Origin of the sequence: Bacillus inaquosorum (genome assembly GCF_023238325.1) — a bacterium.
Lineage (GTDB): Bacteria > Bacillota > Bacilli > Bacillales > Bacillaceae > Bacillus > Bacillus inaquosorum.
Map to the genome: position 1 here is coordinate 2,380,202 of NZ_CP096592.1, position 15,896 is coordinate 2,396,097.

The 15,896-nt window shown below is 43.2% G+C and carries 15 protein-coding genes and 1 riboswitch; of the genes, 2 read left to right on the top strand and 13 right to left on the bottom strand.

What is annotated here, in order from left to right:
• Nucleotides 1-14: 14 nt before the first annotated feature.
• Entirely contained in the window at nucleotides 15-1,505 is a 1,491-nt protein-coding gene (locus M1M80_RS11785) for a RecQ family ATP-dependent DNA helicase (RefSeq protein ID WP_060398917.1), read from the bottom strand.
• Nucleotides 1,498-2,556, bottom strand: coding sequence for a YpbB family protein (locus M1M80_RS11790; protein ID WP_060398918.1), 1,059 nt, complete (start codon nucleotides 2,554-2,556; stop codon nucleotides 1,498-1,500). The genes M1M80_RS11785 and M1M80_RS11790 overlap by 8 nt, the downstream gene beginning before the upstream one ends.
• A gap of 265 nt (nucleotides 2,557-2,821) precedes the next feature.
• Here M1M80_RS11790 and M1M80_RS11795 point away from each other — a divergent pair, with 265 nt between their 5' ends.
• Nucleotides 2,822-3,070, top strand: a complete 249-nt coding sequence (locus M1M80_RS11795) for a ferredoxin (protein ID WP_003225461.1) — start codon at nucleotides 2,822-2,824, stop codon at nucleotides 3,068-3,070.
• 38 nt (nucleotides 3,071-3,108) lie between these two features.
• On the opposite strand, the gene fmnP is transcribed toward M1M80_RS11795, so the two are convergent.
• A complete protein-coding gene (gene fmnP, locus M1M80_RS11800; RefSeq protein ID WP_004398177.1) occupies nucleotides 3,109-3,681 on the bottom strand; it encodes a riboflavin transporter FmnP in 573 nt (190 codons plus the stop codon).
• 152 nt (nucleotides 3,682-3,833) lie between these two features.
• A riboswitch (FMN riboswitch) is annotated at nucleotides 3,834-3,968 on the bottom strand.
• A gap of 206 nt (nucleotides 3,969-4,174) precedes the next feature.
• Between fmnP and serA the strand changes: the two genes are divergently transcribed.
• Entirely contained in the window at nucleotides 4,175-5,752 is a 1,578-nt protein-coding gene (serA, locus tag M1M80_RS11805; RefSeq protein WP_060398919.1) for a phosphoglycerate dehydrogenase, read from the top strand.
• A gap of 42 nt (nucleotides 5,753-5,794) precedes the next feature.
• Here serA and aroD read toward each other — a convergent pair whose 3' ends face one another.
• The 10 genes from aroD to spmB form a co-directional block, all read right to left on the bottom strand.
• A complete protein-coding gene (aroD, locus tag M1M80_RS11810; protein WP_060398920.1) occupies nucleotides 5,795-6,562 on the bottom strand; it encodes a type I 3-dehydroquinate dehydratase in 768 nt (255 codons plus the stop codon).
• A gap of 112 nt (nucleotides 6,563-6,674) precedes the next feature.
• Entirely contained in the window at nucleotides 6,675-7,784 is a 1,110-nt protein-coding gene (locus M1M80_RS11815) for a GerMN domain-containing protein (RefSeq protein ID WP_060398921.1), read from the bottom strand.
• Nucleotides 7,720-8,304, bottom strand: coding sequence for an RNA polymerase sigma factor SigX (gene sigX, locus M1M80_RS11820; RefSeq protein WP_004398184.1), 585 nt, complete (start codon nucleotides 8,302-8,304; stop codon nucleotides 7,720-7,722). The genes M1M80_RS11815 and sigX overlap by 65 nt, the downstream gene beginning before the upstream one ends.
• Nucleotides 8,305-8,507: 203 nt before the next feature.
• Nucleotides 8,508-10,277, bottom strand: a complete 1,770-nt coding sequence (gene resE / locus M1M80_RS11825; protein WP_060398922.1) for a sensor histidine kinase ResE — start codon at nucleotides 10,275-10,277, stop codon at nucleotides 8,508-8,510.
• A complete protein-coding gene (resD, locus tag M1M80_RS11830) occupies nucleotides 10,274-10,996 on the bottom strand; it encodes a DNA-binding response regulator ResD (protein ID WP_060398923.1) in 723 nt (240 codons plus the stop codon). Before resD ends, resE begins: the two co-directional genes overlap by 4 nt.
• 81 nt (nucleotides 10,997-11,077) lie before the next feature.
• Nucleotides 11,078-12,253, bottom strand: a complete 1,176-nt coding sequence (resC, locus tag M1M80_RS11835; protein WP_060398924.1) for a cytochrome c biogenesis protein ResC — start codon at nucleotides 12,251-12,253, stop codon at nucleotides 11,078-11,080.
• Nucleotides 12,254-12,272: 19 nt separating this feature from the next.
• Nucleotides 12,273-13,901, bottom strand: coding sequence for a cytochrome c biogenesis protein ResB (gene resB, locus M1M80_RS11840; protein WP_060398925.1), 1,629 nt, complete (start codon nucleotides 13,899-13,901; stop codon nucleotides 12,273-12,275).
• The gene (gene resA / locus M1M80_RS11845) at nucleotides 13,898-14,437 is read right to left on the bottom strand and encodes a thiol-disulfide oxidoreductase ResA (RefSeq protein ID WP_019258785.1); all 540 of its coding nucleotides are present in this window, start codon (nucleotides 14,435-14,437) and stop codon (nucleotides 13,898-13,900) included. The genes resB and resA overlap by 4 nt, the downstream gene beginning before the upstream one ends.
• A 94-nt stretch (nucleotides 14,438-14,531) precedes the next feature.
• Entirely contained in the window at nucleotides 14,532-15,266 is a 735-nt protein-coding gene (gene rluB, locus M1M80_RS11850; protein ID WP_004398195.1) for a 23S rRNA pseudouridine(2605) synthase RluB, read from the bottom strand.
• Between the two features lie 90 nt (nucleotides 15,267-15,356).
• Nucleotides 15,357-15,893 carry a spore maturation protein SpmB gene (gene spmB, locus M1M80_RS11855; protein ID WP_003223896.1) on the bottom strand — a complete coding sequence of 179 codons (537 nt, stop codon included), beginning with the start codon at nucleotides 15,891-15,893 and terminating at the stop codon, nucleotides 15,357-15,359.
• Between the last annotated feature and the right edge of the window lie 3 nt (nucleotides 15,894-15,896).

The window sequence follows — 15,896 nt, forward strand, 5'->3', positions numbered from 1 at the left end:
ATCCTTTTGCTGTTTCAGTTCAGCTCACCTACAGTCTGCAAGCTGAATATCCGTTGCAATTCCGAACTCCAGCTGTCTAATGGCGACTTTTTACTCCGTTCTCCTTTTTGTTCATACAAGGATAGATCAAAACCGCAATGTGAACAGCATGGGAGGTTTCCGTCATCAGGCTCGTATGATTCATCAAAATAGGTTAACATAGATTGCCTTAAACAGCCATCACGCTGAAGCAGAAAAGATACGCGGCGCATTTTTTCCAGCTTCAGCTCCATGCGATATGAAATCTCCCGCTTTATCAGTTCAATTGATGTTTTCCCCTGCATAAAGAGATGAATCATCATACGGGCTTGTGTCTCTCCGACACCATACTGCATTAATATATCACGCAGCCTTCTCTCATCCCGCTCCTCCGTCTCCTCAAGCACACGGATCACATTGGCGATTTCTTCATCTGTAACACTCTCCATTTGAATAATCTGCTCCTGCAATTCAAAATCCCCTGGCGCCCGCAGCAAAATGCTGACACTAGGTTTTCCATCGCGTCCCGCTCTGCCGATTTCCTGCATAAAAGCTTCAGCCGTCTGCGGGAGGTGAAAATGAATCACATATCTGATATCAGGTTTATCGACACCCATTCCAAACGCATTCGTACAACATATCACATCAAGCTGGTTATGAATAAACTGCTGCTGAATTAAAATCCTGTCGCCAGACTCCATACCGCCATGGTAAAAGTCGGCTCTGCTGCTCGTTTTGCTTTTAATTTCACCCGCTAATTCCTCAGCCCATTTCCGTGTCGGGCAATAAACAATTCCCGGACCTTGCAGGTTTTCAACCAGCTGAATGACCCTATTTATTTTTTCGGCAGTATCTGCCGCATTTTCCACCCTGAGCGCGATGTTTGGGCGATTGACTGAGTTGAGATGCCGTTCGGCATGCTGCAGCTCTAGCAGGTTCATGACATCTTGCAGCGTATCCTTTGTAGCTGTAGCGGTCAATGCCAGAACGGGCGGGTGCCCAAGTTTTTTTCTCAGCTGCCCGAGCTTTGAATAGTCAGGTCTGAAGTCGTGTCCCCATTCAGATATACAATGCGCTTCATCAATTACGAATAAGCTGATCGGGACACTTTTCAATTTTTCCAATACATATGGCGACCGCAAAGCCTCAGGAGACAAGTACAAAAATTTATAGCGATGAATATGCTCCAAAACGAATTGTCTTTCCTGCCTGCTAAGCATGCTGTTCAAAGCGGCCGCACGCTTCTCACCACGTGCTTTCAGCTGCTGTACCTGATCCTCCATTAAAGAAAGCAATGGAGAAACGATTAATACCATGCCGTCAAGCATATAGCCAGGCAGCTGGTAGCAAAGCGATTTTCCTCCCCCAGTCGGAAGCATCGCAATGGTATCCTTCCCGCTAAGTATGCTTCTAATAATGTCCTCCTGCCCTTTTTTAAAGGAAGTAAAACCAAAAAACTGATATAACGTTTGCTGTAATTTAGTCATATTGCTGCACCTGCTTCGTCAATGCCAGCCTGATTTGAAAGTAGCTGAATTGCTGCTCCAGGCCGTCGCGAATTTGTTTGATTTTGTTCGTCCGCATCCGCTTGGCAAACGCTGCAATGTGGAGCTGGTCTTCCGCTGATACATAGTCATCAATCATAAACGCAGGCTCATGGAGAGAAATCTCGACAATATGGTCTTCGATTGTCGCTGTTTTCAGCTTTCTGATTTCGGCAATTCGCTGTATCGGGATCCCTTGTTTGACCATCTGCCATGTTTTCCTCGTTGACTCTGTCAGGGCATTCTCTAAATACACATCAGAGAGGAGATCCTTTAACAGAGAATGTTCACACTCCGGAAGAGAATGAATAAAATAATGTACTGAAGCCCAAAACATGACATAAACATACCATTCATCTTCTTTCAGCGTGTCAGCAAGCTGCCTGCTCGTATAACCGATCCTATCGTGCGAGGTTAAGGAGTAGACAAAAATTTGCGCTGCTTTGTCATCAATCTTATGCAAATTCTCCTCCAGCATAGCAAAAAGGCTGTTTGCCATCTCTATATGATCCGTATGCCGGGACAGGTATTTCTTTACCCAGTGAAGTGTCTTATAATCGTTTGTGACAGGGATATACTGCCTGCTCCCTCGCTGTTTATGAGATAAGACTTGCACAAGCAGCGAAAGCCTTTTCCAAAGTACGCCGGCAGCCTGCTGGTAATAAGCGCCGTGGCAGTGAGCGGGCCAGGGGCGTTCACTGAGAGCATGCCTCAATGCTGCTTCGCCGCTGGCTGTCACCTTGTATGTATCTGTTTCAGGCATTGGTTCGAGATATGAATGCTGTTCAAGCTTGGTGAGTGACGCTGAAATATCGCTTCTTGAACATTGCTGAGCCATTCCAAAGTATTTTGCAGTCTGAAATAAGCCGGCATCTTGAATGGTTTGTGACGATCTTTTGCCTTTGAATAGGTGAAAAACAGCACTTCCCGACCGTTCTCCGTTTATTTTGCAAAGGCAATCGAGAACCATAATATCGAAATAATTTAATGACAACCTATCCACCCACATTCTTCCTGACAAAAATCGTTGATTTGCTCTTTTTATTTTAACAGATTTTAAACAGAAATCGACGTTTAAAGTCATCATTAAGGGGGATGTTATGTAGATAACCCCTTATGTGATAAGCATTCTCAATCATTTTTCTGTTGAAATGTGGCAGCAACATCATTACAATAAGTAAGAGGAATAGGTGTTAAATTGATTAAATATAAAGATTGATCCATTTGTTCCACCAAGAACAATCTGGGAGGTTTTATTCATGGCAAAGTACACAATCGTAGACAAAGATACATGTATTGCATGTGGCGCTTGCGGAGCTGCTGCACCAGACATTTACGATTACGATGATGAAGGCATCGCGTTCGTAACGCTTGATGAAAACAAAGGCGTTGTCGAAGTTCCTGAGGTACTGGAAGAAGATATGATTGACGCATTTGAAGGATGCCCTACTGATTCCATCAAAGTGGCGGATGAGCCATTTGAAGGCGACCCGCTTAAATTTGAATAGAAGTAACAAAAAAGCTCCCCTGCGGGAGCTTTTTTTATTTAATGGATATGCGCGCTTCGCTGCTGTTCAATCCATGGCTTAAGCTTGATGAAAATAAGTGAGAATACTATTGTAATCACAATGCCTTTTATGATGTTAAACGGCAGGATACCTGCGACGACCGCTGTTTTCAGCGCGCTGTCAGATAATGCCGGTGAATGTAAAAACCACGTGTACGCCGGAAGAATCAGAACATAATTTAAAATACTCATTAAAATTGTCATCGCTGCAGTTCCCAGAAGCAGACTGACAGCCAAGCCCTTTGCTGAGTTCAGCTTTTTAAATAAGAAAGCAGTCGGCAATATAAAGAGTGTTCCTGCGATAAAATTCGCAATTTGTCCTACAGGAACTCCGGCCATGCTTCCTTGAATGATATATTGAAGAACGTTTTTTATCGCTTCTACGGCAATACCCGCCAAAGGTCCGTAAATCAGAATGGCAATAATAGCGGGCACATCGCTAAAATCAATTTTTAAATAATCCGGAAGACCCGGAAACGGGAAATTTAACAGCATCAAAACAAATGCAATGCTGCTCAGCATACTAATCACAACTAATTTTTTTACTTTCACTTTACTCTCTCCTTTTCGATCACATCTTACTCGAAAACGGAAAGGTTCTTTTCCAGCCAATAAAAAAACCGCTTCATATATAAAAGCGGGGTTTCGAAAATTAGGCTAGGCAAAGAAACGTTTGAAAATCTAATTTCAAAACGCTTATGAACCTCCATCTTCTCCCATCCAGACTATACTGTCGGCTCCGGAATTTCACCGAATCCTGCTGTAAAAACAGCTCGCGGGCTTAGAGCCATCGGCTCATCACCGCCGGTAGGGAATTTCACCCTGCCCCGAAGATTGATCATATGAATTTAGTTCCATTATAAACGATAACTGGTTGGCTGTATAGAGAATTGCTTCAAATTATATATAATACTTGAAAGCTGTAAAAACATTGATTTTCAAGCTTTCCTTTTATCCTTTACTGCGTCAATACACGTTGACACTCTATTGAGAATATGTTAAATTATCAGATATTTAGTTTGTCAATTTAGGAGGAAATCTAACGATGTTTCGAGTATTGGTCTCAGACAAAATGAGCAACGACGGCTTACAACCACTTATTGAATCAGACTTTATTGAAATCGTTCAAAAAAACGTAGCAGATGCAGAGAATGAATTACATACTTTTGATGCTCTTTTGGTGCGGAGCGCGACAAAAGTAACAGAAGACCTTTTCAAAAAAATGACTTCTTTAAAAATTGTCGGAAGAGCCGGTGTCGGTGTAGATAATATCGACATTGACGAAGCGACTAAACACGGGGTAATCGTGATTAACGCTCCAAACGGCAACACCATTTCGACAGCTGAGCATACATTTGCGATGATCTCTTCTTTAATGAGACACATTCCTCAAGCTAATATCTCAGTGAAATCCAGAGAGTGGAACCGCACAGCTTATGTCGGTTCAGAGCTTTACGGAAAAACACTTGGGATTGTCGGATTAGGCCGAATCGGAAGCGAAATCGCACAGCGTGCGAGAGCGTTCGGTATGACCGTTCACGTTTTTGATCCCTTCTTAACTGAAGAAAGAGCAAAAAAAATCGGCGTAAACAGCCGTACATTTGAAGAAGTGCTTGAAAGCGCGGATATTATTACCGTACACACGCCTTTAACGAAAGAAACAAAAGGCTTATTGAATAAAGAAACGATTGCAAAAACGAAAAAAGGTGTTCGCTTAATTAACTGTGCGCGAGGCGGTATTATCGATGAAGCAGCACTTCTCGAAGCTTTGGAAAACGGGCATGTTGCCGGAGCGGCGCTTGACGTTTTTGAAGTTGAACCGCCAATTGACAATAAACTCGTTGATCATCCATTAGTCATTGCCACTCCTCACTTGGGAGCATCGACTAAAGAAGCTCAGCTGAATGTCGCGGCTCAAGTGTCAGAAGAAGTTCTGCAGTTCGCAAAAGGTCTTCCTGTGATGTCAGCTATCAACCTGCCTGCCATGACAAAAGATGAATTCGCTAAGATTAAGCCTTACCATCAAATCGCAGGAAAAATTGGCAGCCTCGTATCCCAATGCATGAAAGAGCCGGTACAGGATGTTGCCATTCAATACGAAGGCACAATTGCCAAACTTGAAACATCGTTTATTACAAAAAGCCTACTGTCAGGCTTTTTAAAACCGCGCGTTGACTCAACTGTTAACGAAGTCAATGCCGGGGGTGTCGCAAAAGAACGCGGCATCAGCTTCAGTGAAAAAATTTCCTCTTCTGAATCTGGATACGATAACTGCATCAGCGTAAAAGTGACAGGAGACCGCAGCACCTTTACTGTGACGGCTACGTATATTCCACATTTCGGAGAGCGTATTGTCGAGATCAACGGATTTAATATCGATTTTTATCCGACGGGTCACTTGGTATATATCCAGCATCGGGATACAACAGGTGTCATCGGCCGAGTAGGACGTATTCTCGGAGATAACGATATTAACATTGCAACCATGCAGGTTGGCCGTAAAGAAAAAGGCGGAGAAGCCATCATGATGCTTTCCTTTGACAGACATCTGGAAGATAAAATTGTGAAAGAACTAACAGATGTTCCTGATATTGTGTCTGTAAAGCTCATTGACCTTCCATAATCAAAAAAACTCAAGCTGTATAGCTTGAGTTTTTTTATTGTTCTATACTCGTATGTTTTTGTGCAAAATGTCTAAGACACTCCTCAGCTCAGAAACAGGTATCTGACCAGGTGCCGACGCCTCTTCTCCCGCCCCAAAAGTGCAAGCTGATCCAAAAACCTCACCGCTCAGCCTGCTGATCAGTCCTGTTCCAGCCATTGACATTGTAATGATTGGACGGTCTGCATATTTTGTATTCATTGTATACGTCGCATCAAGCAGCGTTAAGAGATCTCCTGTATCATTCGGCATGACAGCCATTTTTGGAATATGCGCCCCTAAATCCTGCATTTTCCGAAGTCTCGAAAGAATCTCATCTTTCTCAGGCGTTTTCTCAAAATCATGATTCGACATCACCACATAAACATCGTTTTCTTCCGCCAGCGATACTAACGCTTTCACATTTGCATCTCCTGAAAATAATTCAATGTCAATAAGATCGATGTTTTTTGTTTGGACTGCCGCCTCCAGCAAAGCAAGATAGGAGCTTTCGTCCATTTCCATGCTCCCTCCTTCTTTATGGGTTCTGAATGTAAATAGAAACAGCTTGTCCGCTAAAGACTCCCGAAGCTTAGAAATCATTTTTGTGACGGCTTCTACGTCATTTGCTTTTTCAAAAACGTCGACTCGCCACTCCACTATGTCCGGATTCAGCAATTTTACAGCTTCTGCTTCATTCAAAATTTGTTTTTCCGTTTTTCCCATCAGCGGAACGATAATTTTCGGCATCCCTTCTCCGATGGAAACTCCTTTGATTGTTAACACGTTCACTCGTCTCAAATCCTTTCAATCGTTACCTTGTTTTATTATACACGCACAACTATTTTTTGAAAATTTCTATTATATGCAAAGCAACTAAAAAAGAGCCTGAAAGGGCCCTTTTTTAGTTTATGGAAATCGGATTTGGAGCAGCTGGTACCGGAATAGCATCTGATACGTCATATCTGCCGATTTTTTTTGTTCTGGTTTCCGTAAAGGTCACTTCTGTAAAACCAAACTCCTTTGCTGTTAAAAGTAGTCCCTCAAGCATTAAAATACCGGCAATAGAATCCTCAACTTCTGATTCTTTTGAGAAGTGGATATATAAGTGTTTCTGTTTCTTCGTTACAGATTGAACAGCACCCTCCTGAATAAGAGGAGTTGTATCTTTTTGGCTGCTCGATTCCATTTCCTTAACCGCTTCTTTTACTGTATCAAACGTTTTTTCTGACGGAACGAGAAAGTCTTGTCCTTGTTTATTTTGGTACAAGTAGTAGGCTCTTTTCGACTGTTTTGGAATAGGAATTTCCGTAAAAGTGCCATATGAACCAATAACGGCACCGTCCTCATTTTTTTGATCCGATAAAAATTTTATTTTTTCATAAGGACTCCACTTTAAGGATTCTTTCAGCAGTTTTTTTAACAGTGTATCATCTTTTACAGAAAAAGCCGTAATGAGCTGATGAACTCGTATACTTAATTCCTTTTGCTTTGGTTTTTCCTTTATCTCTACTTCATCTATGAAGGATGGAATCGTAATAGGATGATCAAGGATATCCAATTCACTACTTTTAGACAGCATATCCTGTATCGTTTGGTCTGCGTTTGTTTTTTTGATGCTGATGGGTATAATTGCGGATGTTTCGGCATCAGCAATCGCTACAGTGGTGTAATTGTTCTGTTCCTTTTCAGGAACAACAAACGATGTCTGATCCAGGGATGATGCAGCTTTTGGGCTGTCTGCTGTCTCAGTTTTCGTCACAGCGTTCTCTTGGGACGCATCTTTTTGTTGAGGTTGTGCCTGATCAAAGAAATGAGGAGAAATAATGAAGGCGATATAAACCGCAATTGCAGTGGCACACGCGGGGCCAATCCACCTAACAGCGGGCTTTTTTTTGCTTTTAGCCATCGTCAGCAGCTTGTAAATATCCTGAGGCGAACGATGGTCTTTAACTGCCGGAAGTTGACTTAACAACTCCTTTATCTGTTCTTCGTTCCAATCTGACTTCATCATCCATTAGCTCCTCCCTCAAAAGCTCCATATGTTTCCGAAGTACTTTGAGCCCTCTGTGTTGGGTCGTTTTTACTTTGCTTTCCGAGAAGCGCAGAGCATTGGCTGTTTCCTGAATTGAATATCCCTGAATAAACCGCAAGATAATCACAGCTCTTTGATCGATCGTGCATTGATCAAGCGCAGCATAAATTTCCCGGACGTTTTCATGTTGAACCGCAAGTTCGTCCGGAAGCAATTGCTGATCTCTGACATCCTGTGTATCCCAATCAAACGTGCCGAGTATACGCTGTCTGATCGTCTGCTGTTTACGGAACCAGTCTATCGCAACATGGCGTGCGATCGACAAAAGCCATGTTTTTTCACTGCTTCTTCCTTCAAACGTATGGTAAGAATTTAATACCCGGATATAAACCTCCTGAAGAAGATCTTCTGCCTGGCTTTTATCCTTTACCATATAAAATAAAAATTGATACAAATCTTGATGATATGTTTCATATAACAATTGAAAGGTTTCTTCCATTTGAAACCCCTCCGTTCACTTTTTTGTCGTATTAATAGCTTGAAAAGTTACATTACAACTATATTACGAGAAACTGGAATTTGGAAGGGAATTTATATTAACATATCCTTAAATTTTATTAATATTGGCTTTTAAAAAAACACCCGCTTAATCAGCGGGTGTTTCTTATGGAACAAGATTCTTCGGCAAATTCAGACCGAATTTTATAGTTTTGTCGGAATATAAAATGTAAATGTCGTTCCTTTATCCATTCGGCTGTGCACCGTAATCGAACCGTTGTGGGCTTCTACGATATTTTTAACGATAGCCAGCCCAAGCCCGGTTCCTGCTCTGCCTCTTGTCCGCGCTTTATCTGCCTTATAGAACCGCTCAAAGATAAATGGCAGGTCTTCTTCCGGTATGCCGGATCCAGAGTCTTTGATATCAATTTTCAATCCATCCTTCACAGAATGGACTGCAATGGAAACACTGCCCCCGGATGAAGTATGCCGTAGCGCGTTATCGATCAAATTGGTAAATACCTGCTCCATCTTGTCTTCATCAAACATAAACTCTTCTTCTGTGAGAGAAATATCTTGATGTAAAGCAATATTTTTTTCTTTAGCAACGCCGGAAAATTTCCGAATGATCTTCTCTAAAAATTCATTGACGTTGATATTTTCGTAATGCAAGCCTGTATGGCCTGATTCCATTCGGGCTAAATCAAGCAAATCATTGACTAAGCGGCCCATTCGCAGCGATTCATCATAAATGATTTGGGCAATTTCTTTCCGGTCTTCCTCGGAGCTTGCAATGTCATCGACAATTGCTTCACTGTATCCCTGAAGCATGGAAATCGGTGTTCTCAGCTCATGGCTGACATTTGCGATAAAATCTTCACGCAGCTTATCAAGGCGGCGTTCTTCAGTCATGTCGCGCAGCACGGCAACCGCTCCTCTGACATGCGATTCCGCATAAAGGGGCGACATCAAGAGCACCCATGATCTGCCTTGCAGCGTCATCTCAATCATTTGTTCTTTTTCAGTGCTGACAGCGTTTTGGAACAGCTCTTTTGCTTCAGGCGGAAGGTTATCGCCTTCTTTGATATTCATATTCTGCTCATAATACCAAGCCTGAAGAAAACGTTCAGCCGGCGGGTTTGTCACAAGAATCGTACCGTCAATATTAATGGTAATAACCCCGTCAGCCATACTGCTCAAAATGTTAGAAAGCTGTTCTTTTTCTTGATTGAGCGCATTAATATGAAAGTTAAGCTGCCGGCCCATTTGATTAAAAGCGGTTGCCAGTTCACCGATTTCATCCTGAGTTAAAATCGGGATTTTTGTATCGAACTTGCCTTTCGCCAAGTCTTGTGCGCCCTCTCTCATTTTTCGAAGCGGATACGTGACCCTGCTTGATAAAAAGAAAGCGAAAAACGTTGTCAGTACAATTGCAATCCCCGCGGCCAGAAAGATATAGCGGGTCGTGTGTTTTGTTGTATCTTTAACGGCAAGCAAAGACTGGGATAAAAAGACCATGCCTTTCTTTCCGTCTTTTTCATACGGGACACCTACAATCAGGCGTTCATTATCCGTGTCTGTATTGCTCAGCACCGTTCGTTTGCTTACTTTTTTATGATCTTGGAGAGCATTATTTAAATCTTTGTCATGCTGTATTTGCTCAACCGTAATGGACGACAGGCGATTTTTATCATTCGGAGAATACCAATACTTTTTCTCATCCTGAATGATGGCAATGCTTGTTAAGTTATCAGCGAGCTCCCAAGTGATTGATCTTGCCAGTGCCTGGTCCTCGTGATTTTCTATGATGACAGCAACTTTATTCGCAAGCTGTGTTAAATCATTCTCGGCCTCTTCCACATGGTAATTTTCAATAAATTCGAGCAAAAGAACCGTCAAAATGAATAATACGATCAAGACGAGTGAAAGGATCGTAAACCACAGCTTGCCTACTACGCTTTTCCAAAATTTCATTCAGCGCCTACCTCAAATTTATAGCCTACACCCCATACGGTGACAATTTTTTTCGCAGCTTCCGGAGATACCTTATTCAGTTTTTCTCTCAAGCGTTTAACGTGAGTGTCTACTGTCCGCAGATCACCAAAAAACTCATATTGCCACACTTCTTTCAGCAGTTTTTCCCGATCATACACTTTATCAGGTGTTTTCGCTAAGAAGTATAGGAGCTCATACTCTTTCGGAGTCAGACTTACTTCTGTTCCATCAGCCGTTACACGGTGAGCATCATGGTCAATGGACAGATGTGAAAACACGAGCACATTTTTCGTCGGTGTATTGGCATTGATATAAGAGGTTTGGGATGCTCTTCTCAAAAGGGCCTTTACCCGCAGCACGACTTCTCTCGGGCTGAACGGCTTGACAATATAATCATCTGTTCCCGCTTCAAACCCCTGCACCCGGTTTGCTTCTTCTCCTTTTGCGGTCAGCATGATAATTGGTGTCGCTTTTTTTTCACGAACTTGCCGGCACACTTCAATTCCGTCAGTCCCCGGCATCATCAGATCAAGCAAAATTAAGTCATAATTGGCTTCAAGCCCTTTGGCAATGGCTTCATCACCATTTTCCGCTTCGTCTATGACATAATTTTCACGTTCAAGATACATTCTTAAAAGGCGGCGAATTCTGGCTTCGTCATCAACTACTAATATTTTGGTTTCGTTCGTTTGGTCCATCGTTTTCCCCCTGCTTTCCTTCTGTTACTTTCATTTTATCAAATCGTGAGAAAGTTTGAGAATTGTGTCGCTTTCTTAGGACTATGCATAAGAATGAAGTCCGGCAAGCACTAGATTTACGAATATTAAATTAAACATTATAATAGCAAAACCGATTACGGCCAGCCATGCTGACTTCTCACCGTGCCAGCCTCTTGACAGTCTTAAATGCAAGTAAGCGGCATAGAACAAAAACGTGATCAGCGCCCATACTTCCTTCGGGTCCCAGCCCCAAAATCTGGTCCACGCGAGCTGAGCCCAAATCATCGCAAAGATCAGCGCCCCGAGCGTAAAGATTGGAAATCCGATCGAAACGGCCCTGTAGCCAACTTCATCCACCAGATCAAGATTGACGTTTTTCACCAGCGGATGTAATAGAGCGCTGATTCTTTTTCTGATGATCAGACGAAGAACTCCGTACAAAACAAGGCCTGCTCCAAATGACCAAATGACGGTGTTCACCTTTCTGCCTGAGAAAAGGGCGGGAAGCTCAGCAAGCGGCTCCATTCTCCCCTCGGTCAAAAGCTCTCCCTGATGCGGGCCGACAAGTGCAGGCATTTCGTACACCATCACACTTTTTTCTTTATTTTTATCCACCCAGTTAAACTCCGCTTCATAGCCTGCAAGACGAAATGCCGATGTGATCGCAATAAAGGCGACGGTTGTGACCAGGATAAACATAATCGCTTCAAGCCAGAACGTTTTTTTGCTTGGTTTTGTCTGGTCTACATGCTTCAAAAGAAAGATGACACCTGCGACAAAGCTGATAGCAAGTATAGCTTGCCCAAGCGCTGCTGTTGTTACGTGAATATACAGCCAATTGCTCTGCAGCGACGGAATTAAGGGCGAGATATCCCTCGGAAACATGCTGGCGTAAGCAATCAGCAATAAAGCGATTGACAGCGTAAACAGACCTAATGAAGGCAATCTGTAGATAAAATAAAGAATAATAAACGCCAAAACAAGCATCATGCCAAAGGCGGTGGTGAATTCAAACATATTGCTGACTGGTGCATGGCCGCTGGCATCCCACCTTGTGATGAAATATCCCAGATGGCAGAGAAAACCGATAATAGTAAGGGTGATTCCAATGTTGGCCCATCGGTTAGGCTTGCCCTTTTTACCTTTATTTCCGCGTATGGCCCCGCCGAAAATCGGGACAGCGATTAAATACACAAGAAAGGCCGCATAAAGAAAATTTCCGCTCAGCTCCGCCATGACATCACTCCCTTTTCGCCTATTTCTGTGTTTTGATTAATTCTTTTTGGTCCTCCGGTTCAGTCAGTCCGGAATCAGCCAATACAAAGGCTAAATCCTTCTTCAGGCCATACCAGTTTTTATTCGTATGCCCTGCCACCATGACTGCGCCATCCTGTGAGTGAAGCCAGATTCTTCGGTGCTGCCAGTACATACCCTGAATAACACCGATCATAAAAATGGCTCCGCCGACAGCAAGCACCCAGAGTGTCAGATCCTTTCTGACTGTGAGTCCGGTAATGTTTTTCGTTTCGACATGGTCAAATTTCAGCTTATATTTATTGCTGTCTGAGCCTTCGATTGTTTCTTGGATGGCGACAAAGCTTTTCTCACCCTTCGGTTTGTCCGGCGTTATGATATTAAAGACAAAAGCCGGATTGTTAGGGATCTTTGTTTTCGTGCTCGGCTCTCCGTCCTGATTAAAATAGAAGTCTGGCAGGTAGCTGGCGATTTCCACTTTGTAACCGTTGCCAAGATCATAAACCGAATCTGGATCCAGAAGGTTGACCTTTAAGCTCCCAAAGGATTTTTTTGTTTTTTTGTCTATCAGCTGAAACACCATTTGATCAAGCTGATTCTCTTTATAATCCACCTGGTAAACGGAAAAAGAATCAAAACGCAGCGGCTGATTGACACGAATGTCCTCTTCTGTTACTTTTTTCAGCTTCGGCTTCTCACCATAAACAATTTTTCCTTCTCTCTTGTAGAGTACGGCATCTGTTTGAAAGTTCTTTGCCACTTTCCCGTCCCCGACTCTGTCAATCGCATCTGCGAATACCTTTTTTTCCGTTTTGCTGTTATAGGTCTCTACGCTGAATTGATTGTTTTTCAAATAATATTTTCCGTCTGTTCCCGGAATGGCTGCGGTTTCGCCTTCTCTGACCCAAAGCGTCTCATCGACGTACATGCCAGGCACAAATCTCAGCATTGCACCGATCAGAAAGATAATCAATCCAATGTGGTTGACATACGGGCCCCAGCGGGAAAAACGCCCTTTTTCGGCAAGAATGCTGCCCTCTTTTTCTCTGATTCTATAATGCTTTTTCTTTAAGAGAGCAACAATCTTTTCTTTTGCTTCTCCGTTAAGTACAGTATCCGTTTCACTGAACAAGCGCTGCCTTCTTAAAAAAGCAGGACTCCTGCGGACACCTTGGTTTTTTAACGCTCTGTACAACGGAATGACCCGGTCGAGGCTGCAAATCACGAGTGAAATGCCGATCGAGGCAATGAGCAGCAAATACCACCAGGAGCCATATAAATGATGAAACCCAAGCAAATAATAAAGCTGGCCGAACGTGCCGTACTGCTCTTTGTAATAGGTATCAGCCTGTGCGCCCGGAGGCAAATAGGCTTCTTGGGGAAAAATGGTGCCGAACGCTGATGCGGCAAGGGTTATGACGATAAGCCATATTCCCACCTTAACCGAAGAAAAGAAATTCCAAATTTTATCAATGATCGTTTTGTTATAGGTTTGTGAACGCCTTGCGCTTCCGTCATATCTCATATCAGCAAGCGGAGGCTGGGTTTCCTGGAGAGCTCTTCCGCACGATTCACATAGAACGGTTCCGACCGGGTTTACATGTCCGCATTCACATTTAACTTGCTTCATCCCGAAGTCTCTCCGGGTTTTATCAGATTCATATAATCATGGATCATGCTTTCTGTCATAGTGCCGGTCACCACCTTGACAACTTTTCCTTCCGGATTGATTAAAAAGGTTGTCGGAAGCGGAGATACGTCATAGGCATCAAGCACTTGGCGATCTGTATCCAGAACAACCGGAAAATTGACTCCGTAGGATTTCATAAAATTATGTACTGCTATCTTTGACTCCCCAACATTTACCGCGACAACTTCAATACCTTGGTCTTTAAAATGCTTATATTGGTTCGCCATATAAGGAAATTCTTTCTTGCACGGTTCACACCATGTACCCCAGAAATTCAAAAAAACGCCTTTCCCTTTTAAGTCACTGAGCTCGATACGTTTCCCATTCGTATCTTCAAGGACAAAATTCGGTGCGTCGGACCCTTCGGATATACTCTCTTTGCCGGCAAATACAGCGTTGTAAATTGTATAGCCAAGTGCACAGATTAAAACGAGAAGGATGCCGGTCCGAATGAATAAACGCCTTTTTTTCTTCATTGTCCACTGCCCCCTTCCCCCTATTGCAGATCCATTCAATTATATCATTGCACGTTCATTTCACATTTCTTACTTTTTGAAGGTTATGTGAAATTTAGAAAGCGTTTTTACCGTGCTCCGCCAGCGCTCTAAGTCTTTTAACTTCATGCGGCGTCAGCTCTCTGGCATCTCCCGTGTGCAAGCCTCGCAGGTTTAAAAACGCGTATTCTTCACGCTTCAGCTTGATTACTTCATGCCCGATCGCTTCGAACATGCGGCGCACCTGTCTGTTGCGTCCTTCATGGATGGTCAGCTGAATAATGCTTGTTTGCTTTTTCTTATCCAAAGACAGCAGCTTCGCTTTAGCAGGAGCCGTTTTGCCTTCTTCAAGCCTAATTCCGCGCTCCAGCTTTCTGAGAAGCTCTTTAGGCGGGATGCCTTTCACCTTCGCCACGTATGTTTTATCTATTTCATACTTAGGGTGCATCAGTTTATTGGCAAACTCGCCGTCATTGGTTAACAGCAAAAGACCGCTCGTATCATAATCCAGACGCCCGATCGGGTAAATGCGCTGCGGGATTTCTTTAAAAAAGTCCGTCACGACTTTGCGCCCTTTGTCATCTTGGGCTGCAGAAATAACGCCTCTTGGTTTATATAAGAGAAAGTAAACCGGCTCTTCGCGTTCAACCTTTAACCCGTTTACCTCAATCTGATCAGAACCGGTGACCTTAACACCAAGCTCTGTTATTACTTTGCCGTTCACCTTTACTTTTCCTTCTTTAATCAGCTCTTCTGCCTTTCTGCGCGATGCAACACCGGCATGAGCAATTACTTTTTGCAGTCTTTCCATGTCTTTCACCTCAAGTATTATCTTACTTTTTTCAACCTTAACAAACAAGCTTTTTCAAATTTCTGTGCCAAATCCAAAAAAACGCCGTTTTCAGGCGCTCCCAAATAATAACGTAACGATGATGATAGATGCAACTACACCGATTAAATCAGCAAGAAGTCCCACCTTTAACGCATCACCCATTTTTTTAATGCCGACCGCTCCGAAATACACAGTCAGTACGTAAAGCGTGGTATCTGTTGATCCCTGCATGACGGAAGCCAGCCTGCCGATAAAGGAATCGGGCCCGTATACTGCAATTAAATCTGTCGTCATGCCGAGTGCGGCCGTACCAGAGATCGGGCGGATCAGCGCAAGCGGAACCACCTCAGCAGGGATGCCGATAGCGGAGAAAACCGGTTTTAAAAGGTCCATTATAAAATCAAGCGCGCCTGATGATCTGAAAACTGTAATGGCGACAAGCATTCCGACTAAGTAGGGGATAATGGAAAAAGCGATTTCTATCCCTTCTTTTCCGCCTTCAACAAACGACTCATATGTGGGAACCTTTTTGATTGTTCCATAAAGAAGAATTCCGGCAATAATGATCGGAATCATGGCTAAAGACAGCCAGTTGATGATTTCCATCCG

What these genes read in the sequence shown, in the direction of transcription:
- M1M80_RS11785 (WP_060398917.1), bottom strand. Translation starts at nt 1,505, where the DNA reads ATGACTAAATTACAGCAAACGTTATATCAGTTTTTTGGTTTTACTTCC.
- M1M80_RS11795 (WP_003225461.1), top strand. Translation starts at nt 2,822, where the DNA reads ATGGCAAAGTACACAATCGTAGACAAAGATACATGTATTGCATGTGGC.
- serA (WP_060398919.1), top strand. Translation starts at nt 4,175, where the DNA reads ATGTTTCGAGTATTGGTCTCAGACAAAATGAGCAACGACGGCTTACAA.
- M1M80_RS11815 (WP_060398921.1), bottom strand. Translation starts at nt 7,784, where the DNA reads ATGATGAAGTCAGATTGGAACGAAGAACAGATAAAGGAGTTGTTAAGT.
- sigX (WP_004398184.1), bottom strand. Translation starts at nt 8,304, where the DNA reads ATGGAAGAAACCTTTCAATTGTTATATGAAACATATCATCAAGATTTG.
- resE (WP_060398922.1), bottom strand. Translation starts at nt 10,277, where the DNA reads ATGAAATTTTGGAAAAGCGTAGTAGGCAAGCTGTGGTTTACGATCCTT.
- resD (WP_060398923.1), bottom strand. Translation starts at nt 10,996, where the DNA reads ATGGACCAAACGAACGAAACCAAAATATTAGTAGTTGATGACGAAGCC.
- resC (WP_060398924.1), bottom strand. Translation starts at nt 12,253, where the DNA reads ATGGCGGAGCTGAGCGGAAATTTTCTTTATGCGGCCTTTCTTGTGTAT.
- resB (WP_060398925.1), bottom strand. Translation starts at nt 13,901, where the DNA reads ATGAAGCAAGTTAAATGTGAATGCGGACATGTAAACCCGGTCGGAACC.
- resA (WP_019258785.1), bottom strand. Translation starts at nt 14,437, where the DNA reads ATGAAGAAAAAAAGGCGTTTATTCATTCGGACCGGCATCCTTCTCGTT.
- rluB (WP_004398195.1), bottom strand. Translation starts at nt 15,266, where the DNA reads ATGGAAAGACTGCAAAAAGTAATTGCTCATGCCGGTGTTGCATCGCGC.
- spmB (WP_003223896.1), bottom strand. Translation starts at nt 15,893, where the DNA reads ATGGAAATCATCAACTGGCTGTCTTTAGCCATGATTCCGATCATTATT.